22 protein-coding genes are annotated in these 23,504 nt (G+C 65.3%); 13 read left to right on the plus strand and 9 right to left on the minus strand.

Going from position 1 to position 23,504, the window contains the following annotated elements:
• Positions 1 to 23: 23 nt before the first annotated feature.
• Genes ACT6QU_RS09585 through ACT6QU_RS09625 form a run of 9 tightly spaced genes read left to right on the plus strand, consistent with a single transcriptional unit; the run spans position 24 to position 8,578 of the window.
• A complete protein-coding gene (locus ACT6QU_RS09585) occupies positions 24 to 1,199 on the plus strand; it encodes an ABC transporter substrate-binding protein (RefSeq protein WP_444563607.1) in 1,176 nt (391 codons plus the stop codon).
• Between the two features lie 28 nt (positions 1,200 to 1,227).
• Positions 1,228 to 2,088: a branched-chain amino acid ABC transporter permease gene (locus tag ACT6QU_RS09590; protein WP_444563606.1), complete on the plus strand. Its 861-nt coding sequence runs from the start codon at positions 1,228 to 1,230 to the stop codon at positions 2,086 to 2,088.
• Positions 2,089 to 2,093: 5 nt separating this feature from the next.
• Positions 2,094 to 3,080, plus strand: coding sequence for a branched-chain amino acid ABC transporter permease (locus ACT6QU_RS09595; protein ID WP_444836672.1), 987 nt, complete (start codon positions 2,094 to 2,096; stop codon positions 3,078 to 3,080).
• Positions 3,080 to 3,844, plus strand: a complete 765-nt coding sequence (locus ACT6QU_RS09600; protein WP_444563604.1) for an ABC transporter ATP-binding protein — start codon at positions 3,080 to 3,082, stop codon at positions 3,842 to 3,844. Before ACT6QU_RS09595 ends, ACT6QU_RS09600 begins: the two co-directional genes overlap by 1 nt.
• Complete coding sequence (locus ACT6QU_RS09605; RefSeq protein WP_444563603.1) at positions 3,837 to 4,574, plus strand: ABC transporter ATP-binding protein; 738 nt, start codon at positions 3,837 to 3,839, stop codon at positions 4,572 to 4,574. Before ACT6QU_RS09600 ends, ACT6QU_RS09605 begins: the two co-directional genes overlap by 8 nt.
• 2 nt (positions 4,575 to 4,576) lie before the next feature.
• Positions 4,577 to 5,545, plus strand: coding sequence for a catechol 2,3-dioxygenase (locus ACT6QU_RS09610; RefSeq protein WP_444563689.1), 969 nt, complete (start codon positions 4,577 to 4,579; stop codon positions 5,543 to 5,545).
• The gene (locus ACT6QU_RS09615; RefSeq protein WP_444563602.1) at positions 5,542 to 6,267 is read left to right on the plus strand and encodes a PIG-L deacetylase family protein; all 726 of its coding nucleotides are present in this window, start codon (positions 5,542 to 5,544) and stop codon (positions 6,265 to 6,267) included. The genes ACT6QU_RS09610 and ACT6QU_RS09615 overlap by 4 nt, the downstream gene beginning before the upstream one ends.
• A complete protein-coding gene (locus ACT6QU_RS09620) occupies positions 6,264 to 7,322 on the plus strand; it encodes a 4-oxalomesaconate tautomerase (protein WP_444563601.1) in 1,059 nt (352 codons plus the stop codon). Before ACT6QU_RS09615 ends, ACT6QU_RS09620 begins: the two co-directional genes overlap by 4 nt.
• Before the next feature lie 41 nt (positions 7,323 to 7,363).
• A complete protein-coding gene (locus ACT6QU_RS09625; protein WP_444563600.1) occupies positions 7,364 to 8,578 on the plus strand; it encodes a LysR family transcriptional regulator in 1,215 nt (404 codons plus the stop codon).
• Here the strand turns inward: ACT6QU_RS09625 and ACT6QU_RS09630 are convergent.
• A complete protein-coding gene (locus tag ACT6QU_RS09630; RefSeq protein ID WP_444563599.1) occupies positions 8,575 to 10,197 on the minus strand; it encodes an ABC-F family ATP-binding cassette domain-containing protein in 1,623 nt (540 codons plus the stop codon). The two genes, ACT6QU_RS09625 and ACT6QU_RS09630, sit on opposite strands and share 4 nt — an antisense overlap.
• Before the next feature lie 74 nt (positions 10,198 to 10,271).
• Positions 10,272 to 11,228 carry an alpha/beta fold hydrolase gene (locus ACT6QU_RS09635; RefSeq protein ID WP_444563598.1) on the minus strand — a complete coding sequence of 319 codons (957 nt, stop codon included), beginning with the start codon at positions 11,226 to 11,228 and terminating at the stop codon, positions 10,272 to 10,274.
• Positions 11,229 to 11,431: 203 nt separating this feature from the next.
• On the opposite strand from ACT6QU_RS09635, the gene ACT6QU_RS09640 reads away from it, so the two are divergent.
• The 4 genes from ACT6QU_RS09640 to ACT6QU_RS09655 all read left to right on the plus strand — a co-directional run bounded on the left by ACT6QU_RS09640 (position 11,432) and on the right by ACT6QU_RS09655 (position 16,324).
• Positions 11,432 to 12,394, plus strand: a complete 963-nt coding sequence (locus ACT6QU_RS09640; RefSeq protein ID WP_024587183.1) for a TAXI family TRAP transporter solute-binding subunit — start codon at positions 11,432 to 11,434, stop codon at positions 12,392 to 12,394.
• A 177-nt stretch (positions 12,395 to 12,571) separates the two neighbouring features.
• Complete coding sequence (locus ACT6QU_RS09645; protein WP_444563688.1) at positions 12,572 to 14,674, plus strand: TRAP transporter permease; 2,103 nt, start codon at positions 12,572 to 12,574, stop codon at positions 14,672 to 14,674.
• The gene (locus tag ACT6QU_RS09650) at positions 14,671 to 15,057 is read left to right on the plus strand and encodes a DUF1850 domain-containing protein (RefSeq protein ID WP_444563597.1); all 387 of its coding nucleotides are present in this window, start codon (positions 14,671 to 14,673) and stop codon (positions 15,055 to 15,057) included. Before ACT6QU_RS09645 ends, ACT6QU_RS09650 begins: the two co-directional genes overlap by 4 nt.
• Positions 15,058 to 15,136: 79 nt before the next feature.
• The gene (locus tag ACT6QU_RS09655) at positions 15,137 to 16,324 is read left to right on the plus strand and encodes an AI-2E family transporter (RefSeq protein WP_024587186.1); all 1,188 of its coding nucleotides are present in this window, start codon (positions 15,137 to 15,139) and stop codon (positions 16,322 to 16,324) included.
• 6 nt (positions 16,325 to 16,330) lie between these two features.
• Here the strand turns inward: ACT6QU_RS09655 and ACT6QU_RS09660 are convergent, their stop codons facing one another.
• The 7 genes from ACT6QU_RS09660 to ACT6QU_RS09690 all read right to left on the minus strand — a co-directional run bounded on the left by ACT6QU_RS09660 (position 16,331) and on the right by ACT6QU_RS09690 (position 23,482).
• Positions 16,331 to 17,632, minus strand: coding sequence for a spinster family MFS transporter (locus ACT6QU_RS09660; RefSeq protein ID WP_444563596.1), 1,302 nt, complete (start codon positions 17,630 to 17,632; stop codon positions 16,331 to 16,333).
• 209 nt (positions 17,633 to 17,841) lie between these two features.
• Entirely contained in the window at positions 17,842 to 18,240 is a 399-nt protein-coding gene (locus ACT6QU_RS09665; RefSeq protein ID WP_444563595.1) for a F0F1 ATP synthase subunit epsilon, read from the minus strand.
• Positions 18,241 to 18,356: 116 nt separating this feature from the next.
• Positions 18,357 to 19,820 carry a F0F1 ATP synthase subunit beta gene (atpD, locus tag ACT6QU_RS09670; protein ID WP_444563594.1) on the minus strand — a complete coding sequence of 488 codons (1,464 nt, stop codon included), beginning with the start codon at positions 19,818 to 19,820 and terminating at the stop codon, positions 18,357 to 18,359.
• A 47-nt stretch (positions 19,821 to 19,867) separates the two neighbouring features.
• Complete coding sequence (locus ACT6QU_RS09675) at positions 19,868 to 20,755, minus strand: F0F1 ATP synthase subunit gamma (protein ID WP_444563593.1); 888 nt, start codon at positions 20,753 to 20,755, stop codon at positions 19,868 to 19,870.
• 30 nt (positions 20,756 to 20,785) lie between these two features.
• Complete coding sequence (gene atpA / locus ACT6QU_RS09680) at positions 20,786 to 22,315, minus strand: F0F1 ATP synthase subunit alpha (RefSeq protein WP_444563592.1); 1,530 nt, start codon at positions 22,313 to 22,315, stop codon at positions 20,786 to 20,788.
• Complete coding sequence (locus tag ACT6QU_RS09685) at positions 22,315 to 22,857, minus strand: F0F1 ATP synthase subunit delta (protein ID WP_444563687.1); 543 nt, start codon at positions 22,855 to 22,857, stop codon at positions 22,315 to 22,317. The genes atpA and ACT6QU_RS09685 overlap by 1 nt, the downstream gene beginning before the upstream one ends.
• A 229-nt stretch (positions 22,858 to 23,086) precedes the next feature.
• Entirely contained in the window at positions 23,087 to 23,482 is a 396-nt protein-coding gene (locus ACT6QU_RS09690; RefSeq protein ID WP_444563591.1) for an AGROH133_08824 family phage infection protein, read from the minus strand.
• Positions 23,483 to 23,504 lie beyond the last annotated feature (22 nt).

Genomic DNA, 23,504 nt, shown 5'->3' on the forward strand with positions numbered 1-23,504 from the left:
CCGGCCCAAGGGAGGAAAAAAGAATGAAGACGAAGATGATGTTCGCCACGATTCTGGCCGCCGGCCTGTCGTGGTCGGTGCAGGGAAGTGCGCAGGAAACCGTCAAGATTGGCGTCATCCTGCCCTATTCCGGTCCGTTCGCGGACGCCGCCAACCAATTGCAGGCCGGCATCGATCTCTACATCGCCAAGCACGGCAACGAGGTCGCCGGCAAGACGATCGAACTGGTCAAGAAGGACACCGGCGGCCCGGCCCCGGATGTCGCCCAGCGCCTGGCACAGGAACTCGTCGTGCGCGACGGCGTCGACATCATCGCCGGCTTCGCGCTGACGCCCGAAGCCCTCGGCGCCGCTCCGATCGCGACCGAAGCGCAGAAGCTGATGGTCGTCATGAACGCGGCCACCTCGATCGTCGTCGAACAGTCGGACTACATCGTGCGCACCGGCGTGACGATCCCGCAGTTGAACACCGCGTTCGGCCAGTGGGCGTTCGAATCCGGCGTCAAGGAAGCCTATACGCTCGTCGCCGACTACGGCCCCGGCCATGACGCGGAAAAGGCCTTCGCCGCAGGCTTCACCGAAGCGGGCGGCACGATCGTCGGCGCCGACCGCACCCCGGTCGCGAACCCTGACTTTTCGGCCTTCGTCCAGCGCGTGCGCGACGCCAACCCCGAAGCCGTCTACATCTTCGTTCCGGGCGGCGCGCAGCCGGCCGCAATCGGCAAGGCGCTTGCGGACCGTGGTCTTGCCCCGCCGGACACCAAGATTTTCGCGCAGGGCGAACTCACCCACCCCGAGGCGCTCGAAAGCATGGGCGACACCGCCAACGGCATCATCACGACCTACCACTATTCGCTCGAGCGCGACGACCCGCTGAACAACGAGTTCCGCGAAGCCTATCGCGAAGCCAATGGCGGCCGCTCGCCCGACCTGTTCTCGATCGGTGGCTATGACGGCATGCACCTGATCTACGAGGCGCTGAAGAAGACCGAAGGCGACACCTCCGGCGATGCGCTGATCGAGGCGGCCAAGGGCATGGCGTGGGACAGCCCGCGCGGGCCGATGTCGATCGATCCCGAGACGCGCGACGTCGTCCAGACCGTCTATATCCGCGAGGTGCAGGAGGTCGACGGTGAACTGCAGAACGTGATCATCCACGAAATCCCGGATGTGAAGGACCCGCTGCACGGAACGCAGTAAAGCGATCACGGACCGGGCCGGCGCGTAGATGAGCAACCTCGTCATCGTCCTCTTCGACGGGTTCGCCTTCGGGATGCTTCTGTTCGTCCTGTCGGTGGGCCTGTCGGTGACGCTCGGCATGATGAATTTCATCAACCTGGCGCACGGCGCGTTTGGCATGCTCGGCGGCTACGTCACCGTGCTCGTCATGCGCCAACTCGGCCTTCCCTTCATCGTCGCTCTCCCCGCAGCCTTTCTGGCAGCCGCGGCGTTGAGCATCGTCATCGAACGCACGCTCTTTCGCCGGCTCTACCGGGCCGGCGAACTCAACCAGGTCCTGTTCACGATCGGCATCGTCTTCGTCGCGACGGCGGTCGCGACCTATTTCTTCGGCACGGTGCAGCAGCCGATCCGCCTGCCCACATGGCTGCGCGGCACGGTCGAGATCGGCGGCATCCGCTTCGGCACCTATCGTCTCTTCCTCATCGCCATCGCGCTCGCCATCACCGCGCTCCTCGTCTTCGGCATCGAGCGCACGCGCCTTGGCGCACAGATCCGCGCTGCCGTCGACAACCAGCGCGTGGCGCAGGGCCTCGGCCTCAATGTCGAGCAGATCTTCGGCATCACCTTCGCGCTCGGCAGCGGCCTCGCCGGCCTCGGCGGCGCGCTCGCGATCGAGATCGTCGGCCTCGATCCGTCCTTCGCCTTCCACTACCTCGTCTACGTCCTGATCGTAGTCTCGGTCGGCGGTCTCGGCTCCATCACCGGCTCCTTCGTCGGCGCCGCACTGCTCGGCATCGGCGACGTTGCCGGGAAGTATTTCGTTCCCGAAATCGGCTCCTTCCTGATCTACCTGATCCTCGTCGCCGTCCTCTTGTGGCGGCCGCTCGGCCTGTTCGGGAGGCGATGAGCAGGATGACCACCCTCGACCGCTCCACCACCCCCCATGCCTGGCTCGCCCGCCAGAGCCGCTGGTCCTGGTTCGAAATCGTCTTCTGGCTGGCGACGCTCCTGCCCTTCTTCCTGTTCCCCACATACATGACCCTGGCGAGCCAGGTCGCCATCGCCGCCCTTTTCGCGATCTCCGTCGACCTGATCCTCGGCTATGCCGGCATCGTGACGCTCGGCCATGCGCTGTTCTTCGGTCTCGGTGCCTATACGGTCGGGCTTCTCAGCGCCCGGCTCGGCTGGGGTGAGCCAATCTCCGGCCTCCTGTTGGCCGGCGCGGTCGCGGGCTTCGTCGGCTTCGTGGCGAGTTACCTGATCGTGCGTGTCCAGCACCTCGCCTTGATCATGGTCACGCTCGGCCTCGGCTTCCTCGCCTACGAACTGGCAAACGCGATGACATGGCTGACCGGCGGGACGGACGGCCTGCGCGGTGTCAGCATGTGGCAGATCTTCGGCACTTTCCGCTTCGATCTTTGGGGCTACACCGCCTATACCTACTCGCTGATCGTGCTCTTCGTCGGCTTCCTCGTCAGCCGCACCATCGTCAACTCCTCCTTCGGCCTCGCGCTGCGCGGCATCCGCGAGAACGTCACCCGCATGCCGGCGATCGGCTCGGACCATTCCTGGCACCTGCGCAAGATCTACACGATCTCCGCCGCGCTCGCCGGCATCGCGGGTGGGCTGCTGACGCAGACGACCAACACGGTCGGCCTCGATGTCCTCAGCTTCCAGCGCTCGGCCGACGTGGTGGTCATGCTCATTCTCGGCGGCACCGGCCGGCTCTACGGCGCCATTCTCGGTGCGATCATCTTCCTCGTCGCTCGCGACCAGCTCGCAGGCGTCAACCCGCAATACTGGTACTTCTGGATCGGCCTCCTCCTGATGATCGTCGTGCTCTTCATGCCGAAGGGCATTCTCGGCTTCCTGGCGAAGCTGACAGGAAGGCGCGACTGATGGCGGACCAACAGCCGATCATGCTGCGGACAAATGCGCTGCGGAAGAATTTCGGCGCGTTGCAGGTCGCGCGCGACGTCTCGCTGACGCTGCCGCGCGGCTGCCGCTATGCCCTGATCGGCCCCAACGGCGCCGGCAAGACGACGCTGATCAACCTCATCACTGGCCGGCTCAAGCCGGATGCGGGAACCATCGAGCTTGCCGGCGAGGATGTCACCGGCACGCCCGCCGCCGCCCGTGTCCGCAAGGGACTCGCGCGCACATTCCAGATCAACACGCTCTTTCCCGAGCTGACGCCGATCGAGGCGGTGACGCTGGCGGTCAGCGAGCGCGAGGCGGTCGCCGGCCAGTTCTGGCGCCGCCTGTCGACGCAGACCGAGGCGGTCGACGAGGCGTTCGAAATCCTGACGCGCCTTCGCCTCGCCGACGTCGCGAGCCAGCCGACACGCACCCTCGCCTATGGCCAGCAGCGCCTTCTCGAAATTGCGCTGGCGCTGGCCACGCGGCCAAAGGTCCTGCTCCTCGACGAACCCGCCGCCGGCGTGCCGAAGGACGAAAGCGCGATGCTCTTCTCGGTCATCGCCGGCCTGCCGGAGGACATCTCGGTGCTCTTCATCGAGCACGACATGAACATCGTCTTCCGCTTCGCCACGCGCATCATCGTCCTTGTCGGCGGCGGCGTGCTCGTCGAGGACACGACGGCGAACATCCGCACCGATGCGCGCGTGCGCGACGTCTATCTGGGGCACGGCGCCCATGGCTGAGCCGATCCTCGAATTCCGGGACGTCAGCGCCGGCTATGGGTCCGGCATCGTGCTCGACCATGTCTCCTTCGCGGTGCCGGAGGGCGGCAGCCTCGCCCTTCTCGGTCGCAACGGCGTCGGCAAGACGACGATGATCCTGACCGCAATGGGCTTCCTGCCGCTTGCCGGCGGCAGCATCCATTTCCGCGGACAGGACGTCTCGCGCCTGCCGTCCCATAAGCGCGCACGTCTCGGTCTTGGCTGGGTGCCGCAGGAGCGCGACATCTTCCCCTCGCTCTCGGTCGAGGAGAACCTGACCGTCGCCGCCCGCTCCGGCCGCTGGACGCTCGACGCCATCTGGGGCCTCTTCCCACGCCTGAAGGAACGGCGCGCCAACATGGGCAACCAGCTCTCAGGCGGCGAGCAGCAGATGCTCACCATCGGCCGTACGCTGATGACAAACCCCGCCGTCCTCCTCCTCGACGAACCGCTCGAAGGCCTCGCGCCGATCATCGTCGAGGAACTGACCGCCGCCATCCGCGCCATGGCACAGAACGAAGGCATGGCGCTCGTCCTCGTCGAGCAGCACGCCGACGTCGCCCTCGCGCTCACCGAAGACGCCCTCGTCATCGAGCGCGGGACGATTGCGCATCGCGCGAAGTCAGAGGCGCTCCTCGCCGACCGCGCGACGCTCGACCGCTATGTCGGCATGAACCTCGATGTCGACGACGCGGCATCCCGAAAGGCATGAACATGAGTGAACCCTGCTTCGACGTCGCCCATCTCGGCCATGTCGAACTCCTGACCGACAAGTTCGAGGAAAGCCTCGATTTCTTCGTCAATGTTTACGGGCTGACGGAAGCCGGCCGCGAGGGCGACTCTGTCTATCTGCGCGCCTGGGACGACTACGAATTCCATTCCCTCAAGCTGACGGCGTCGAACACCACCGGTATGGCCCACTGCGCCTATCGCGCCTCGTCGCAGGCCGCGCTCGACCGACGCGTGGCCGTCATCGAGAAAATGGGCCTCGGCATCGGCTGGACCGACGGCGACCTCGGCCACGGCCGCTCCTACCGCTTCAACAGCCCCGATGGGCACGTCTTCGAGCTCTACTGGGACACGCACAAATACCAGCCGCCCGCGGCCGAAAGGCCCGCGCTGAAAAACATCGCCCAGCGTTTCCACGGCCGCGGCGCGGCGCCGCGCCGCATCGACCATTTCAACCTTCTGGCAACCGACGTCTCCAAGATCCGCGATTTCATGGTCGAGGCGCTCGGCAGCCGCGTGACCGAAATGATCCAGCTCGACAATGGCCGCATCGGCGGCTGCTGGTTCACGGTCAACAACAAGGGCTACGACATGGCCTGCACCGAGGACCATTCGGGCACGCGCGGCCGCTTCCACCACCTGACCTATGCCGCGGACCACCGCGACGACATCCTGCGCGCCGCCGACGTCTTCCTGGAGAACGGCGTCTTCATCGAGACCGGCCCGCATCGTCACGCCATCCAGGGCACCTACTTCCTCTATGTCTACGAACCGGCCGGCAACCGCATCGAGATCGCCAATGCCGGCGCGCGGCTCGTTCTCGATCCCGACTGGCAGACGATCGTCTGGACCGAGGCCGAGCGGAAGAAGGGCCAGGCCTGGGGCCTGAAGACGATCGAATCCTTCCACACCCACGGCACGCCGCCCGTTCCCCAAGGAGGCACCAAACCATGAGCACCGCCCTCGTCATCAGCGCCCACTCGGCCGATTTCGTCTGGCGCTGCGGCGGCGCGATCGCGCTCCACGCCGAAAAGGGCATCGACGTCACAATCGTCTGCCTCTCCTATGGCGAGCGGGGCGAAAGCGCCAAACTGTGGAAGAATGCGGGCGCGACGCTCGAAGGCGTCAAAGCCGCCCGCCGTAAAGAGGCGGAAGCCGCCGCTTCTGCCCTTGGCGCAGCCGACATCCAGTTCTTCGACTGCGGCGACTATCCGCTCGAACTCGACCGCGACGCCAAATTCCGTCTCGTCGACGTCATCCGCAAGGTCCAGCCGGATTTCATGCTCTCGCACTCCATGGAAGATCCCTATAACACCGACCACCCCTACGCGACGCGCGTCGCGCTCGAATGCCGGATGATCGCGCAGGCCTGGGGCCACAATCCCGGCGAGAAGGTACTCGGCGCGCCGCAGCTTTATCTGTTCGAGCCGCACCAGACCGAGCAATGCGCCTGGAAGCCCGACACGATCCTCGACATCACGCCGGTCTGGGAAAAGAAGAAGGTCGCCATCGAGTGCATGGAAGGCCAGCAGCACCTTTGGGACTACTACACCAACGTAGCCGAAAACCGCGCCAATCAGTTCCGGCGCAATTCCGGCGGCCAGGCCGGCGGGCGCGAGGCGAAATATGCCGAGGGCTTCCAGTCGATCTTCCCGCGTACCGTGGACGCGCTGTGATGACGAACGGTATTCGCGCCATGTGGATGCGCGGCGGTACGTCGAAGGGCGGCTATTTCCTCAAGGACGACCTGCCTCCTGACGCAGCCGCACGCGATGCGTTTCTCCTGCGCGTCATGGGCTCGCCCGACCCGCGCCAGATCGACGGCCTTGGCGGCGCCGATCCGCTCACTTCCAAGGTCGCGGTCGTGTCGAAATCCGATCGGCCGGATGTCGATGTCGACTATCTCTTCCTGCAGGTTTTTGTCGACAGACCCATCGTCACCGACGCGCAGAACTGCGGCAACATCCTCGCCGGCATCGGCCCCTTCGCGATCGAGCGCGGCCTCGTCGCAGCAAGTGACGGCGAGACGCGGGTGCGCATCTTCATGGAAAACACCGGCCAGATCGCCGTCGCGACCGTCAGGACGCCGGATGGCCACGTTACCTATGCCGGCGATGCCCGGATAGACGGCGTCCCCGGCACGGCGGCGCCCATTCCCCTCGTCTTCAAGGACACCGCCGGCTCCTCCTGCGGCGCGCTCCTGCCGACCGGCAACGATGTCGACACGATCGATGGCATCGACGTCACCTTGATCGACAACGGCATGCCCTGCGTCGTCATGGCGGCCGCCGATTTCGACCTCACCGGCACGGAAACCCCGGCCCATCTCAACGCCAATGCGGAACTGAAGGCGCGCATCGAATCCATCCGCCTGAAGGCCGGGCCATTGATGAACCTCGGCGACGTCGCGGAAAAATCCGTACCCAAGATGACGCTCGTCAGCGCCGCGCAGGCGGGCGGCGCGATCTCCACCCGCACCTTCATCCCGCATGTATGCCATCAGGCGATCGGTGTCCTCGGCGCGGTCAGCGTCGCCACCGCCTGCCTGCTCGAAAACGGCCCGGCAGCAAGGGTCGCCGAGCTCCGACGCACCCCCAACATGCTGATCTCAATAGAACACCCGACCGGCGAATTCACCGTGACCGCAGGCCTCGACGACGACGGCAATCTGACCGAAGCTGGCGTGCTTCGAACCGCGCGCAAGCTCTTCGACGGGCTGGTCTACGACTGAGCCACTTCCCAAACGGCACGGCACCTGCCTAAATCCGCGCCATGTCGTCCTACCCCAATCTGCGCCATGTCCGGCTCTTCCAGTTCGCCGCCGAAACCAATTCGCTGACCCGCGCGGCCGAGGCCGTGCGCGTGTCGCAACCCGCTGCCTCGCAGGCCATCGCCAAGCTCGAAGGCCAGTTCGGCGGCCCACTGTTCGAGCGGCGCGGCTCCGGCGTGTTCGTCACCGAGCGCGGCCGGCTTCTGACCGAGCGCGCCGCGCGCGCCCTGTCGCTGTTGCGCGAAGCCAACGAGCGCCTTGCCCGCCACGCCTCCATTGGCCGCGCCTTGGCGATCGACCTCCTGGAAACCCATGCCACCATCGCACATCTGCGCGCCGTCGCAGCCTTCGCGTCGACCAGCAGCTTCACCGCCGCCGCGCGCCGCCTCGAACAAGCCGAGCCCTCGGTGCAGCGCGCCGCGCGCGAGCTGGAGCGCATCGGCACGGTCCCGCTCTTCGAAGGTCGGCAGAACTCGATCCGCCTGACCGCGACCGGCACCATGCTCGCCCGCGCCGCCAGCCTCGTCCTGCGCGAACTCGAAAATGCGCTCGAGGACGCCCGCGAACTCGACGGCCGATTCACCGGCCGCGTCGTCATCGGCACCCTGCCCTTCGCCCGCACGCGCATCGTGCCGGAGGCGATCGTCGCATGGACCGGCCACCGCCCGTCTGCGTCCGTCGAGATCGTCGACGGCTCCTACGACACGCTCGCCCATGCGCTCGCCATCGGCGAAATCGACATGCTGGTCGGCGCCCTGCGCTCGGCTTCCGAAGCAAAGGGCATCGCGCAGGAGGCGCTCTTCGACGATCCGCTGTCGGTCGTGGTCCGCGCCGGTCACCCGCTCGCCACGCGGCCCGAACTCAAATTCGAAGACCTTCGCGCCTATCCATGGATATTGCCGCGCAAGGGCACGCCCACCCGCGCGATCTTCGACGAAATGTCGGCGCGACACGGCCTCGCGCAATGCGGCAGTGGCCTCGTCGAGACAGGCTCTCTGGTCGCGCTGCGCGGCCTTCTCGTCAATTCCGACCGGCTGACGCTGATGTCGCGCCGCCAGATTGCCTATGAGGAAAATTCCGGCCTTCTGGTTCCGTTGCAGCTTACGCTGCCCGCGACCGCTCGTCCGATCGGCATCGCCACCCGGCAAGGCTGGATGCCGACTACCTTGCAGGCAGAACTCCTCGACGCGCTGCGCGTCGCCGCAAAGTCGCTTTAGCTGCGCAAGCCGGGTGCTTCCTGACCGGTGCTGGCGACATATTCGGTATAGCCGCCGCCATAGGTGCGGATGCCGTCCTCGGTCAGTTCCAGAACCCGGTTCGACAACGCCGCGAGGAAATGCCGATCGTGGCTGACGAACAGCATCGTGCCTTCGTACTGCTGGAGCGCGGCGATCAGCATTTCCTTGGTCGCGATGTCGAGATGGTTGGTCGGCTCGTCGAGGACGAGGAAGTTCGGCGGATCGAACAGCATCTTCGCCATCACCAGCCGCGCCTTCTCGCCGCCCGAAAGCACGCGGCACTTCTTCTCGATCTCGTCGCCCGAAAAGCCGAAGCAGCCGGCAAGCGCACGCAGCGGCGCCTGCCCCGCCTGCGGGAACGAATCCTCCAGCGATTGCAGCACGGTCCGCTCGCCGTCGAGCACTTCCATCGCGTGCTGCGCGAAATAGCCCATCTTGACGCTGGGTCCTCGCGCCACCGAACCATTGTCCGGATCGGCCGTGCCGGTGACGAGCTTCAGGAGCGTCGACTTGCCGGCACCGTTAATGCCCATAACGCACCAACGCTCGCGCCGGCGCACCTGAAAGTCGAGCCCGTCATAGATGGTTCGGCTGCCATAGCTCTTGGAGACGTTCTTCAGCGTCGCGACGTCCTCGCCAGAGCGCGGCGCCGGCTGAAACTCGAAACGCACCGTCTGGCGCCGCTTCGGCGGCTCCACCTTGTCGATCTTGTCGAGCTTCTTCACCCGGCTTTGCACCTGAGCGGCATGCGACGCGCGCGCCTTGAAGCGCTCGATGAACGCGATCTCCTTCGCCAGCATCGCCTGCTGCCGCTCGAACTGCGCCTGCTGCTGCAAGTCTGTCAGCGCGCGCTGCTCCTGGTAGAACGCGTAGTCGCCCGAATAGGAGGTCAGCGAGCCGGCATCGATCTCGACGATCTTGTTGACGATTCGGTTCATGAATTCGCGGTCGTGCGACGTCATCAACAGCGCGCCGTCGAAGCCCTGCAAGAAGGCTTCGAGCCAGATCAGGCTTTCGAGGTCGAGATGGTTGCTCGGTTCGTCGAGCAGCATTACGTCGGGCCGCATGAGAAGAATTTTCGCGAGCGCGACGCGCATCTTCCAGCCGCCCGAAAGCTTGCCGACGTCGCCGTCCATCATCTCCGGCGAAAAGCCGAGCCCGCCCAGCACTTCGCGCGCGCGCCCGTCGAGCGCATAGCCGTCGAGTTCGTCGAACCGTCCCTGCACCTCGCCATAGCGCGTGATGATCTCGTCCATCTCGTCGGCGCGATCCGGGTCGCCCATGGCGGCTTCGAGTTCGGCCATCTCCGCCGCCAGTTCGCTCACCGGCCCGACTCCGTCTATGACTTCCGCCACCGCGCTCTTGCCGGCCATGTCGCCGACATCCTGGCTGAAATAGCCGATCGTCACACCGCGATCGATCGCGCACTGGCCTTCATCGGGCTGCTCCTCGCCGGTGATCATGCGAAAGAGCGTCGTTTTGCCGGCCCCGTTCGGCCCGACGAGGCCGATCTTCTCGCCCTTCTGCAGCGCGGCCGACGCCTCGATGAAGACGATCTGCTTGCCGTTCTGCTTGCTGATATTTTCGAGACGTATCATTCCGGGGGCAACCTCGCGCGCGTGCAAGCGCGGCTGATACGCGATGCGCGGCCCTTGCGAAAGGGCGGGCGGCACTATGGCGCAGCGGCGAATGCTTCGAGTTGCTCCCGCACCACATCGATGAAGGCCAGCGGCTGGTCGACCATGACGTGATGCGCGGCATCCGCGATCACGGTCTTCGGCGCGGATGCCGACGCGCACAGAGCATCGAGATGCGCCAGATCGTCCGAATTGTAGAGAACCGAATTGGCGCCGAGCACCAATGCCAGCGGCACTTTAGACTGGGCAAACATCGCATCGAAATCATGCTTGCGGTTGCCGCGACGCCAGTGACGCGGATCGAACCGCCACGTCCAGCCGCCCTCGACCTCCTTCAGCCCGTGCCGGGCGATGTGATCGGCGATGAAGAGATTTTCGCAAGCCTGTTCGGGCGCGAAACGAAAGCGCGCAAGCGCTTCGGCAAGGGTGGGATAGACGCGGTGGATGCGATAGGCCTCGGGATCGGCGGGCTTGCGCGCCGCCCGCGTCGCCTCGGAAAAAAGCGGCGGGTCGACGATGATCATGCCTGCAAATCGCCCGGGCATCCGGTCAGCCAGGCGCAGCGCCGGCAGGGAGCCGAAGGAATGCGCGACAATGAACGGCCTCTCGGCAGGCTCGAACACGCCTGCGTCCTCGGCCGCGGCCATCGCCTCGTCGACATGTTGGTCGATCGAATAGTCCTCGCGCCAGTCCGACCGGCCCATTCCGGACCAGGAGGGTGCGGCGACGCGGAAGCGGGCGGCGAAGAACGGCGCGACAAAATCCCACCAGTCCGCATGCGCGCCATTGCCATGCAGGAAGATGAGCCCGCGCCGGCCGCGCACGCCCCAGACGAGATTCTCGATCGCCGCACCGTCGACCGTGACGACGCGGCGTTCCGGTGCCTGCGCCAGCGCGTCGGCGAACCATTCCGGCGCGGGCGGTGCCTCGCCGCAGAACGAAGCAAGCAGCGGGGCGCGGGGGCGACGGGTGGTCGGGGCGGCATCAGTCATCGCTGTCTTTCCTTCCAGCCGAAGCCGGTTTTGGCAAGGGCGAGACTTGCGCGCGCGGGTTGTAAAATGCCCTGCTCTGGCAGCCGATAGGCGAGATCGGCGCCCTTGCGGCTTGACTTGTCGCACCGGGGGGTTATCGAACAGGTCTCGTCACTTGAGACAACACTTCGACAAGAACAGACACTTTCCAGGGAGGAATGCCCATGCTCAATCGTCCGTCTAAGACCCTCGCGCGCCTCGTCGGTGCTTCGCTCGTCATCGGCGTTGCCATGACCGGCGCCAAGGCGCAGGAATTCATCAACGTCCTCACCGGCGGCACGTCCGGCGTCTATTATCCGCTCGGCGTCGCGCTGTCCGAGATCTATGGCGAGGGCATCGAAGGCTCGCGCACGCAGGTCCAGGCGACCAAGGCGTCCGTCGAGAACCTGAACCTCCTGCAGCAGGGCCGCGGCGAGATCGGCTTCTCGCTGGGCGACTCGCTCGTCATGGGCTGGGAAGGCGACGAGGAAGCCGGCTTCCGCGAGCCGCTGACCAAGCTGCGCCGCATCGCCGCGATCTATCCCAACTACATCCAGCTCGTCGCGACCGCCGATAGCGGCATCACGACGCTCGAGGATCTGCGCGGCAAGACCCTGTCGGTCGGCGCACCAGCCTCCGGCACCGAGCTCAACACCCGCGCCATTCTCGAAGCCGCGGACATGACCTACGAGGATCTCGGCCAGGTCCAGTACCTGCCCTTCGCCGAATCGGTCGAGCTGATGAAGAACCGCCAGCTCAACGCCACGCTGCAGTCCGCCGGCCTCGGCGTCGCCTCGATCCAGGATCTTGCGACGACCAACCCGACGACGGTGGTGGAAATCCCGGCCGAGCTCGTCGAGTCGATCGGCGCTCCCTATGCGCCCGGCATCATCCCGGCCGGCACCTATAACGGCCAGGAAGAAGACGTGCAGACGGCGACCGTCATCAACTACCTCGTCACCCACGAGGACGTCTCCGAAGAGACCGCCTACCAGATGACAAAGCTTCTCTACGAGAACCTCGACCGCATGGTCTCCTCGCACTCGGCCGCATCGGCCATCGCGCTGGAAAACGCAGTCGACGAGAATCCGGTGCCGCTGCACCCGGGCGCCGAGCGTTACTACCGCGAGCAGGGCCTGATCCAGTAAGGATCGCGCTCTCGCGATAACAACCGGACTTGATACATCCGTTGGCGGGCACCGGCCCGCCGGCGGATTTTTCGATAAAGCGGGCACGTCGCCTGCAATGGGGAGAGGTCACCCAAGATGACGAAGAACACCGAACTGGCAGGCAGCGAAGCCGAAAAGAGGCTGGGCGACGCGCCGATGGCAGCCGCCGCAGAGACGACGGCCGCCGCTCCCGTCGATCCCGAGCACGGCCTGCCCGCAGGCTTCGGCATCGGTCTTGCCGGCACGATCGTCTTCGGCATCGCGATCGCCTTTTCCGTCTTCCAGCTCTGGGTCGCGGCCTTCCATGCCATTCCCAGCCAGGTCGTCCGCTCGATGCATGTCGGCTTCGTCCTGCTTCTCGGCTTCACGCTGATCGCCAATCTCACCGGCGGCGGCATCGTCAAGAAGACGGTCCTGTGGGCGATGGGCATCCTCGGCTTCGGCATCGGCGCCTATTACTGGGTGTTCTACAACGACCTCATCCTGCGCGAGGGCGGCTTCCTCCTGACGCAGGACCTGATCGTCGGCGGCCTCTTGATCGTCCTCGTCTTCGAGGCCACGCGTCGCCTGATGGGACCGGCACTGCCGATCATCGCCGGCATCTTCCTGCTCTACGGCCTGTTCGGCGAATACGCGCCGGGCGTCCTCGCCCATCGCGGCTATGACTGGGATCAGGTGATCGGACAGCTCGGCTTCGGCACCGAGGGCATCTACGGAACGCCCGTCTACGTGTCGTCGAGCTACATCTTCCTGTTCATCCTGTTCGGCTCGTTCCTGGAACGTGCGGGCATGATCAAGCTCTTCACCGACGTTTCGCTCGGCATGGTGGGTCACACCAAGGGCGGCCCGGCAAAGGTCGCGGTCGTCTCTTCCGCCTTCATGGGCACGATCTCCGGCTCCGGCGTCGCGAACGTCGTGACGACCGGCCAGTTCACCATTCCGCTGATGAAGCGCTTCGGCTACAAGCCCGCCTTTGCCGGCGGCGTCGAAGCCGTCTCCTCCATGGGCGGACAGATCATGCCGCCGGTCATGGGCGCTGTCGCCTTCATCATGGCCGAGACGCTGAACATTCCCTATTCGCAGGTCGTTATCGCGGCGATCATCCCCGCCTGCCTCTACTTCTTCTCCGCCTTCTGGATGGTCCATCTGGAAGCGGGCAAGCGCAACCTTCTGGGAATGCGCAAGGACCAGACCCCGAGCGCCCTGGGCGCGCTCAAGGCCGGCTGGTATCTGCTCATCCCGCTCGGCGTCCTCGTCTACCTGCTCTTCACCGGCTTCACCCCGCTCTTTGCCGGCACGATGGGCCTTGCACTGACCGCCGTGCTGATCCTCGGCGGTGCCATCGCCCGCGGCCTTCCGAACCAGACGATCCGCTATCTCTACTGGGTGCTGCTCGGCCTCGTCTGCGCGTCCTTCTTCCGCTATGGCGTCAACGTCATCATCTGGACGATCGCGGCGCTCGTCCTGGTCAACTTCTTCGTCAAGGGTGGGCGCGAGACGCTTATCGTCTCGCGCAACGCCCTTGCCGACGGCGCCAAGAACGCGCTTCCGGTCGCCATCGCCTGCGCCATGGTTGGCGTCATCATCGGCGTCCTCAGCCTGACCGGCTCGGCCTCCACCTTCGCGTCCTTCATCGTGCGCATCGGCGAACAGAGCCTCTTCGCCTCGCTCGTCCTGACGATGCTGACCTGCCTCGTCCTCGGCATGGGCATCCCGACGATCCCGAACTACATCATCACCTCCTCGATCGCCGGCCCGGCCCTCCTCGAACTCGGCGTGCCGCTGCTCGTCAGCCACATGTTCGTGTTCTATTTCGGCATCCTCGCCGACCTGACGCCGCCGGTGGCGCTCGCCGCCTTCGCGGCGGCGCCGATCGCCAAGGAATCGGGCATGAAGATCGGCATGCAGGCGGTGAAGATCGCGCTGGCCGGCTTCGTCATCCCGTTCATGGCGGTCTATTCGCCGGCGCTGATGATGCAGTCCGGCGGCCCGCTGGAAGCAACCATCGGCTTCTGGCCGGCGGTCGCCTACATCACCTTGAAGACCGTCTTCTCCATCACCTTGTGGGGCGCGGCCGCGATCGGCTTCCTGCTCGCGCCGCTCAACTGGTTCGAGCGGATATGGGCGATGGTCGCCGCCTTCACCATGGTGCTCGCCCTGCCAATCACCGACGAAGTCGGTTTCGCGCTCGGCTTCGCCCTGATCGCGTTCCACTGGTGGCGCACGCGCGCCGCCCGCAATGCGGCCCCGGCCGAATGAACCTGTGCGTCGAGGCGGCGGGAACGCTCATCGCCCTGGCGATCCAGACCTTCACGCTGTCCTGGGATCATTCGGTCGAGAAGATCGAATGGTCCGAACGCTGGCGCCTGAGCCCGCAGGGCCTGGTCCTGGAGGAAGCCGTCGTCAGGGGAACCGGGGCCGGCATGGAGATCCCGCAAGGCGCCGTCCTGAAGGATGGAGCCTGGCATTATCGCCCGGACCTGCCGCCCCTGCCCGAACTCGTCCTGTCGGATGCCGGCCGGGGCGCCGACTGGACCCTTTGCGACGGCGAGGGCCGCTGCCGGCAGCTTTCGCAGATCGTGGCGACCGCCGGCAATGTCGTCAGGCTCTCGCCCTGCGACAAGGCCGCAAGCCAGCCTTGACCGCCTCGCCAAAACAGTGCCTTGCTGGCGCCGACAATGGCAGCGACTGTTCGATTGCAGGCAGATCGACGGAAACCCAGTGAACGAACACCAACCGCAGCGACCCTCCAACGAACCACGCTGGCTCGGCCCGACCAGTTCGGGCAGGATCGCGCTCGTGCCGCCGCTGTCGGCCGCGCGTTGGCTGCTGGTCCTTGTCGTTGCCGCCGGCATCTACTTCTTCCACGGCTTCCTCGTTCCCGTCCTGGCGGCGCTTGTCATCGGCTTTGCGAGCTGGCCGCTCTACAGCCGCCTGCGCGACCGCATGGGCGGCTCCAACATCCTGTCGGCCACGCTCGCCATCGTCCTGATCGTCACCTTCCTCGTCGTCCCCATCATCATGGCCGTCAGCTATGCGGCCAACGAGATGCGCGAATGGTTCTTCTGGGCCGTCGAGACAAACCGGACCGGCAGCCCGACGCCGGACTGGATGGCCGCATTGCCGGCCGTCGGTTCCTGGATCGACGAGCAATGGGTTCGCTATATCGGCCATCCCGGCGCGATCGGCGAACTCGTGCAGCTCGTCTCGGGCGCGAATATCGGCAACATCTACCGCGCGGTGCTCGCCGCCGGCGGCGGTCTGTTCGAGCTGTTCCTGAACCTGCTCTTCATGCTGATCGCGCTATTCTTCATCTACAAGGACGGCGAGCGTTTCGTCGGACAGGTCGACCGCATCGGCGAGCGCATCCTGCCGACGCGCTGGAGCCGCATCTCCCGCGTCGTCCCGGCCACCATCTCCTCGACCGTCACCGGCATGACGCTGATCGCCATCGGCGAGGGCATCGTTCTCGGCATCGCCTACTGGATCGCCGGCGCCCCCTCGCCCGTCACGCTCGGCGTCATCACCGGCGTGATGGCGCTCATCCCCGGCGGCGCACCGCTATCCTTCAGCCTGGTCTCGATCTACCTGATCGCGAGCGGCTCGCCCTTTGCCGGCGTCGCGCTGTGGGTGTGGGGCTCGGTCGAGCTCTTCATCGTCGACAAGACGCTGCGTCCCAAGCTCGTCGGCGGTCCGATCAAGCTGCCCTTCCTGCCGACCTTCTTCGGCCTTATCGGCGGCGTGAAGACGATGGGATTTGTCGGCCTCTTCATCGGCCCCGTCCTGATGGCCCTGCTGGTCGCCATCTGGCGCGAATGGGTGCGTGAACTGGAATTTACCGAACCGGTGGCGACGCAGGTGCCGCCCGATTCGCCCCACACCACGCCGCCCGCATCGAGCCTTGGCTGACGCCGGTCAGTCGACCGCGTCGGCGGCGACGCTCGATGCCGCGCGATGGAAGAAATACGCGCCGAACAGCGGGAAGACGAGCGCCGTCATCAGCGCGTAGCGCAGCGACTCGCCGTCTGCTTCTCCGAAGCCCTGCCCGATCAGCACATCGCTGATGATCCCCACAAGCGCCGGCGCCAGGCCGTAGGCGACGAGTGACGATGCCAGCACCGCCAGCGCAACCATCGTTCCGCGAAGCGAGGCGTCGGCGACTACCATGATGCAGGCAAGCGACGGTCCAAGGCTGGTGCCGGCGATCAGGAAGGCGAAGAACAGGATCGTGTAGGCAGCCGACGCGCTGCCGGCGAGGTAGAAGGCGGCGAGCAGCGGCACCGAAAGGGCCGTCGCGAGCGCCGGCCACCAGAACTCCCAGAGCCGGTTGCGCTTGCGCAAGGCGTTGACGATCAGCCCACCGGCGAGCGTGCCGATCACCAGCCCGACGCCGAGGCTGGCGCCGCCATAGGTCCCCACTTCCGCTGCGGTCGCGCCGTGTGCACGCTGGAGAAAGGCAGGAATCCAGTTGGCGACGCCGACCGTCACGAGTACCAGCGGTGTGCCTATGAGAAGGTTGCGCGCGGTGCGCATGCCGAGAAGATGCTGGATCGCGCACGACCACGAAACCGGGCTGGAGACGACCTTGTCGAAGGCGCCTCGCTTCGGCTCGCGCCCGAGCAGAAAAACCAGCGGCGCGACGATAAGGCCGGGAATGGCGAACAGAAGGAACGTCACGCGCCAGCCATAGGCCTGCGCGAGATGGCCGCCGGCAACCAGGCCGATGAAGGTCCCGAGCGTCCCGACCCCGGCGAAGATCGACAGGGCGAGTGCGCGCCGCTCCGGCGGAAAGTAGTCGGCGATGATCGATTGGCCGCAGGGCGCGCATCCCGAGACACCGACGCCGACCATCGCGCGGGCCGCGAACATTTGCCCGAACCCTGCCGCCGCACCGCAAAGCGCCGACGCCGTACTCCAGAACGCAAGTGCGCCCGAGAGCAGTCGCACCCGGTTGCGCGTGTCGGCAAGCCGCCCCATCACCAGCCCGAACACGCCATAGAGCACCGCGAAGGCGACGCCGCTGACGATCCCCATCTGGGTGTCAGACAGGGCCAGATCGACCTTGATCGCCTCCAGCATGACCGAGAACAGGACCCGGTCCATGAAGTTCATGAGGTTGACGAGTGCCAGCACCGCAAGCATCGCATAGGCGGCGTTCAGCCGCCGCGGTCGTGCCGTGCCGGACCCGTGGTCGAGGTCGACGGTAGCCAGTGCCATGTCGTTTCTCCGGTCCGGCGCCCCGGCCGGAATGAAGCTGTCGTGCCGCTTCTTCGCGAGCGGGCATCGAGCAGAGCAAGCCAGCGATGCTTTAAGGAACGCTGAATTACCGATGGCGGATGCGAAAACGGCGGGCTTTCGCCCGCCGTGGTCAATTTTGCGTTAAGGAAAGTACGGATCAGCCCGGTCAGGCCTGAAGCCGTGACGCTCTAGACGGCGTCCTGCAGGGTCGCAAGCTGCGCGATGAGCTGCTCGGCTTTGGAGCGCTGGTCGTCGTCCTTGGCGTCGTCGAGATCCTCGCGCGCCTCCTGGATGCGTCGGGAGATGTCGTCCTTGTCGACATCCGCCACCGCGATCGCGGATTCGGCGAGCAGCGTGCAGCCTTCGGGCACCACGTCGGCGAAGCCGCCGAACACGACATAGCGATCCTCGCGACCGCCGCCGAACTGGACGCGCACCACACCCGGCTTGATCGTAGTCATCAACGGCGCGTGGTTGCCCATGACGGTCAGTTCACCCTCGGTGCCGGGGATGACGACAGCCTCGACCTCTTCGGAGACGAGCAGGCGCTCCGGCGAGACGAGTTCGAACTTGAAAGTTTGTGCCATGTCAAACCGAGTGAATAGTGAATGGTGAATGGTGAATGGTCATCGCCATTCGACTATTCCGACACTCACTATCCCCTACGCTCCATTCACTATTCACCATTCACCATTCACTGCGATCAGGCAGCTTCGGCGGCGAGCTTCTTGCCCTTCTCGACGGCTTCCTCAATGGAGCCGACCATGTAGAAGGCGGCTTCCGGCAGGTAGTCGTATTCGCCGGCGACCAGGCCCTTGAAGCTCTTGATGGTGTCGGCGAGGTCGACCAGCTTGCCCGGCGCGCCGGTGAAGACTTCGGCGACGAAGAAGGGCTGCGACAGGAAGCGCTCGATCTTGCGGGCGCGGGCGACGGTTAGCTTGTCCTCTTCGGAAAGCTCGTCCATGCCCAGGATCGCGATGATGTCCTGCAGCGACTTATAGCGCTGCAGCGTCTGCTGAACCGATCGGGCCACTGAATAGTGCTCCTCGCCGACGATCTGCGGATCGAGCATACGCGAGGTCGAATCGAGCGGATCGACGGCCGGGTAGATGCCCTTTTCGGCGATCGAGCGGTTCAGCGTCGTCGTGGCGTCCAAGTGGGCGAACGACGTTGCCGGAGCCGGATCGGTCAAATCGTCGGCAGGGACGTAAATCGCCTGCACCGAGGTGATCGAGCCCTTGGTCGTCGTGGTGATGCGCTCCTGCAGCGCGCCCATGTCGGTCGCGAGCGTCGGCTGGTAGCCCACGGCCGAGGGAATGCGGCCGAGCAGCGCCGACACTTCCGAACCCGCCTGCGTGAAGCGGAAGATATTATCGACGAAGAACAGCACGTCCTGGCCCTGGTCGCGGAAATATTCGGCGACCGTCAGGCCGGTCAGGCCAACGCGGGCGCGGGCACCGGGCGGCTCGTTCATCTGGCCATAGACAAGCGCGGCCTTGGAGCCTTCGCCGCCACCCTTCTTGTTGACGCCCGATTCGATGAACTCGTGATAGAGATCGTTGCCTTCGCGGGTGCGCTCGCCGACGCCGGCGAACACCGAGTAGCCACCATGCGCCTTGGCGACGTTGTTGATCAGTTCCTGGATCAGAACGGTCTTGCCGACGCCGGCGCCGCCGAACAGCCCGATCTTGCCGCCCTTGGCGTAGGGCGCCAGAAGGTCGATGACCTTGATGCCGGTGACGAGGATTTCGGATTCGGTGGACTGCTCGATATAGGCCGGTGCAGCGGCGTGGATCGGCCGGGTCGTGGTCGCGCCGAGCGGGCCTTCCTCGTCGATCGCCTCGCCGATGACGTTGATGATGCGTCCGAGCATTTCGGGGCCGACCGGCACCGAGATGGGCGCGCCGGTGTCCTTGACCGGCTGGCCGCGGACGAGACCTTCGGTCGAGTCCATCGCGATGGTGCGGACGGTGTTCTCGCCGAGATGCTGGGCGACTTCGAGAACCAGGCGCTGACCGTTATTGTCGGTCTCCAGAGCGTTCAGGATCGCCGGCAGGGCGCCCTCGAAGGCAACGTCGACGACGGCGCCGATGACCTGGCGGACCGTGCCGGTCGAGCCGGATGCGGCAGGCGTGGCCGCCGGGGTGTTGGTAGCTGCTTTAGCCATCGTTGTGAGCCTCTTTCTTCACGGCGCCTGAAAAGACGCCCGGTCGATTACAGCGCTTCCGCGCCGGAAATGATTTCGATCAGTTCCTTGGTGATCTGCGCCTGGCGCTGACGGTTGTAGGTGATCGAAAGCTTGTTGATCATGTCGCCGGCATTGCGCGTGGCGTTGTCCATCGCCGTCATCTTGGCGCCCATTTCGCCGGCAGCGTTCTCGAGCAGCGCCCGGAATATCTGCACCGAAATGTTGCGCGGAATGAGGTCGCCGAGGATCTCGCTCGCGTCCGGCTCGTATTCGTAGACGGCATTGCCGCCTGCAAGTTCGGCCGACGCGTCGGGCGCGGTCGGCGCCGAGGCGGGGATGATCTGCTGCGCGGTCGGAATCTGGCTGATCACCGACTTGAACTGCGAATAGAACAGCGTCGCGACGTCGAACTCGCCCTGATTGAACAGCGAGATCACCTTGCGGGCGATCTGGTCGGCGTTGGCGAACCCGACCTGCTTCACGTCGCGCAGTTCGATGCGCTCGATGATCAGGTTGGCATAGTCGCGGCGAAGGATGTCGTAGCCCTTCTTGCCGACGGTGATGATCTTCACCGTCTTGCCCTCGGCCAGAAGCCGGCGGGTGTGTTCGCGTGCGAGGCGCGCAATCTGCGAGTTGAAGCCGCCGCAAAGTCCGCGCTCGGCCGTGGCGACGACGAGCAGGTGCACGTCGTCCTTGCCGGTTCCGGTCATCAGCGGCGGGGCATCCGCACCGTCGACCGCAGCCGAGATGTTCGCCAGAACCGTCGCCATGCGCTCAGAATAGGGGCGCGCGGCTTCGGCGGCTTCCTGCGCACGACGCAGCTTCGCCGCGGCGACCATCTGCATCGCCTTGGTGATCTTCTGCGTCGCCTTGACCGAGGCGATGCGGTTACGAAGGTCTTTCAGTGAAGCCATGCGGCAATCTCTGCTTTCTCGTCAAAGGCCTCAGGCGAACGACTTGGCGAACTTGTCGATTTCCGCCTTGAGCTTGCCGCGCAGGTCGTCGGACAGCGCCTTCTCCTTGCGGATCTGGTCGAGCACGTCCTTGCCTTCCGAGCGCATGTGCGACAGCAGACCCTGCTCGAACTTGCCGACATCGCCGAGCTCGATCTTGTCGAGATACCCCTGCACGCCGGCGAAGATCACCGCGACCTGCTCTTCCGTCTTCAGCGGCGAGAACTGCGGCTGCTTCAGGAGTTCGGTCAGGCGCGCACCGCGGTTGAGCAGGCGCTGCGTCGAGGCGTCGAGGTCGGAGCCGAACTGCGCGAAGGCGGCCATCTCGCGATACTGCGCGAGCTCGCCCTTGATCGAGCCGGCAACCTGCTTCATCGCCTTGATCTGCGCGGCCGAACCGACGCGCGACACCGACAGACCGACGTTCACGGCCGGGCGGATGCCCTGAAAGAAGAGGTTGGTCTCGAGAAAGATCTGGCCATCGGTGATCGAGATCACGTTGGTCGGGATGTAGGCCGAGACGTCGTTGGCCTGCGTCTCGATGACCGGCAGCGCGGTCAACGAACCCGAGCCCAGCTCGTCGTTCATCTTCGCGGCGCGCTCGAGAAGACGCGAGTGCAGGTAGAAGACGTCGCCCGGATAGGCTTCGCGGCCGGGCGGGCGGCGCAGCAGCAGCGACATCTGGCGATAGGCGACGGCCTGCTTCGACAGATCGTCATAGGCGATCAGCGCATGCTTGCCATTGTCGCGGAAATATTCGGCCATCGTGCAGCCGGCGAACGGCGCCAGATACTGCATCGGGGCCGGGTCGGAAGCGGTCGCGGCGATGATGATCGAATATTCGAGCGCGCCGCGCTCTTCGAGAACCTTGACGAGCTGCGCGACCGTCGAACGCTTCTGGCCGATGGCGACATAGACGCAATAGAGCTTCTGGCTCTCGTCGTCGCCCTGGTTCAGCGACTTCTGGTTCAGGATCGTGTCGAGAATGATGGCGGTCTTGCCGGTCTGGCGATCGCCGATGATCAGCTCGCGCTGGCCGCGGCCGACCGGGATCAGCGCGTCGATGGCCTTGAGGCCGGTCGACATCGGCTCATGCACCGACTTGCGCGGGATGATGCCAGGCGCCTTGACGTCGACGCGCTTGCGCTCGATGCCCTCGATCGGGCCCTTGCCGTCGATCGGGTTGCCGAGCGCGTCGACGACGCGGCCGAGCAGGCCGGGGCCGACAGGCACGTCAACGATCGCGCCGGTGCGCTTGACGGTGTCGCCTTCCTTGATGTCGCGGTCGGCGCCGAAGATAACGACGCCGACATTGTCGGCTTCGAGGTTGAGCGCCATGCCGCGGATGCCGCCTGGGAACTCGACCATCTCGCCGGCCTGGACATTGTCGAGGCCGTAGACGCGTGCAATGCCGTCGCCGACGGAGAGAACCTGACCGACCTCGGAGACCTCGGCCTCACGGCCGAAATTCTTGATCTGGTCCTTGAGAATTGCGGAAATTTCCGCGGCGCGGATGTCCATCAGCCGACCTCTTTCAGTGCAAGCTTGAGCGAATTGAGTTTAGTCTTGAGCGACGTGTCGATCTGGCGCGAACCCATCTTGACGACGAGGCCGCCAAGCAATGAGGGGTCGACCGAAAGATTGACCGTCACGTCCTTGCCGGCAACGCTCTTAAGCGCCGCCTTGAGTTCCTTCTCCTGCGCCGTATCGAGCGCATGGGCGGAGATCACGTCGGCCGAGACTTCACCACGCGCCTCCGCCGCGATCTGGCGGAAAGAGGCGATGATGCCGGGCACGGCGAAGAGCCGGCGGTTCTGCGCGACGACGCGCAAGAAATTGCCGACGAGACCCTTGATGCCAGCTTTGTCCAGAATCGCCGAGATCGCGCGGAACTGGTCCTCGGCCGAGAAGACCGGGCTCGTGACGAGGCGCTGCAGATCGGCGCTCTCCTTGAGCATGGCGGCGAACCGGCCGAGCTCTTTCTCGGTTTCGGCGATGGAGTTCTCATCCCGCGCCAGTTCGAACAGCGAGCGCGCGTAGCGCTGCGAAACACCTGAGATCATCGAGCCAGACTGTGCCACGAAGTGTGTTTTCTCTTCATCTGGAAGGCAGCGAATTCGAGCACCGGGGCAAATGACCGGCTAAATCCCTGACCTCGTTGAAAATTTCCCCCGGACAAGCGATCCAGCCGCCGTCCCGGTCAAAAGTCGATTGCCGTCTAGCACAGGCTTTCAGGACTCGCAACACGCCTTGCCGGGCGGTTTTTGGCCGTTTTGTCGCAGTTCGAAAGGATCAGCCGACGAAGCCCAGCGCGAAGGCGAGCGGCAGTCCGGCAAGCACGATCTCGATCGCCAGGACGATCCAGTTATAGGCGGTGTTGCCCCGGTCCGACAGCATGGAAACGACCCGCCCGAACGCGGTCAGCGCCCACGACGCTCCCAGCGTCAGGTAGAGGAGCGGCTGGGCGAGCAGAATGCAGCAGAGCCCGACGCCGAGATAAAAACCCGACATCGTCGCCCGCGATTCGGCCACCGCCTCGGGATGGTTCGGCGCGGTCTGCAACCGCAAAGCCTTCAGCGAAAGCCGCGGCGCAAACAGCGTCATCAGCCCGAACAGCACCGTGATCGCCGCCGACGACCACGCCAGCCACTCGCCCTGCGAATACGGCCACGGAAATGCGAGTTCCATCTGTGAGTCCCCTCGAAATCTG

Origin of the sequence: Aliihoeflea sp. (assembly GCF_052435475.1) — a bacterium.
Classification (GTDB): Bacteria; Pseudomonadota; Alphaproteobacteria; order Rhizobiales; family Rhizobiaceae; genus Aliihoeflea.

Bases quoted from the DNA above. Each gene is read 5' to 3' on its own strand.
- ACT6QU_RS09690 (WP_444563591.1), bottom strand. From the start codon at position 23,482: ATGGAACTCGCATTTCCGTGGCCGTATTCGCAGGGCGAGTGGCTGGCG.
- ACT6QU_RS09675 (WP_444563593.1), bottom strand. From the start codon at position 20,755: ATGGCTTCACTGAAAGACCTTCGTAACCGCATCGCCTCGGTCAAGGCG.
- ACT6QU_RS09685 (WP_444563687.1), bottom strand. From the start codon at position 22,857: ATGATCTCAGGTGTTTCGCAGCGCTACGCGCGCTCGCTGTTCGAACTG.
- ACT6QU_RS09630 (WP_444563599.1), bottom strand. From the start codon at position 10,197: ATGATACGTCTCGAAAATATCAGCAAGCAGAACGGCAAGCAGATCGTC.
- ACT6QU_RS09595 (WP_444836672.1), top strand. From the start codon at position 2,094: ATGACCACCCTCGACCGCTCCACCACCCCCCATGCCTGGCTCGCCCGC.
- ACT6QU_RS09645 (WP_444563688.1), top strand. From the start codon at position 12,572: ATGGCAGCCGCCGCAGAGACGACGGCCGCCGCTCCCGTCGATCCCGAG.
- ACT6QU_RS09600 (WP_444563604.1), top strand. From the start codon at position 3,080: ATGGCGGACCAACAGCCGATCATGCTGCGGACAAATGCGCTGCGGAAG.
- atpA (WP_444563592.1), bottom strand. From the start codon at position 22,315: ATGGACATCCGCGCCGCGGAAATTTCCGCAATTCTCAAGGACCAGATC.
- ACT6QU_RS09590 (WP_444563606.1), top strand. From the start codon at position 1,228: ATGAGCAACCTCGTCATCGTCCTCTTCGACGGGTTCGCCTTCGGGATG.
- ACT6QU_RS09585 (WP_444563607.1), top strand. From the start codon at position 24: ATGAAGACGAAGATGATGTTCGCCACGATTCTGGCCGCCGGCCTGTCG.
- ACT6QU_RS09615 (WP_444563602.1), top strand. From the start codon at position 5,542: ATGAGCACCGCCCTCGTCATCAGCGCCCACTCGGCCGATTTCGTCTGG.
- ACT6QU_RS09610 (WP_444563689.1), top strand. From the start codon at position 4,577: ATGAGTGAACCCTGCTTCGACGTCGCCCATCTCGGCCATGTCGAACTC.
- ACT6QU_RS09665 (WP_444563595.1), bottom strand. From the start codon at position 18,240: ATGGCACAAACTTTCAAGTTCGAACTCGTCTCGCCGGAGCGCCTGCTC.
- ACT6QU_RS09625 (WP_444563600.1), top strand. From the start codon at position 7,364: ATGTCGTCCTACCCCAATCTGCGCCATGTCCGGCTCTTCCAGTTCGCC.
- ACT6QU_RS09650 (WP_444563597.1), top strand. From the start codon at position 14,671: ATGAACCTGTGCGTCGAGGCGGCGGGAACGCTCATCGCCCTGGCGATC.
- ACT6QU_RS09640 (WP_024587183.1), top strand. From the start codon at position 11,432: ATGCTCAATCGTCCGTCTAAGACCCTCGCGCGCCTCGTCGGTGCTTCG.
- ACT6QU_RS09635 (WP_444563598.1), bottom strand. From the start codon at position 11,228: ATGACTGATGCCGCCCCGACCACCCGTCGCCCCCGCGCCCCGCTGCTT.
- atpD (WP_444563594.1), bottom strand. From the start codon at position 19,820: ATGGCTAAAGCAGCTACCAACACCCCGGCGGCCACGCCTGCCGCATCC.
- ACT6QU_RS09660 (WP_444563596.1), bottom strand. From the start codon at position 17,632: ATGGCACTGGCTACCGTCGACCTCGACCACGGGTCCGGCACGGCACGA.
- ACT6QU_RS09605 (WP_444563603.1), top strand. From the start codon at position 3,837: ATGGCTGAGCCGATCCTCGAATTCCGGGACGTCAGCGCCGGCTATGGG.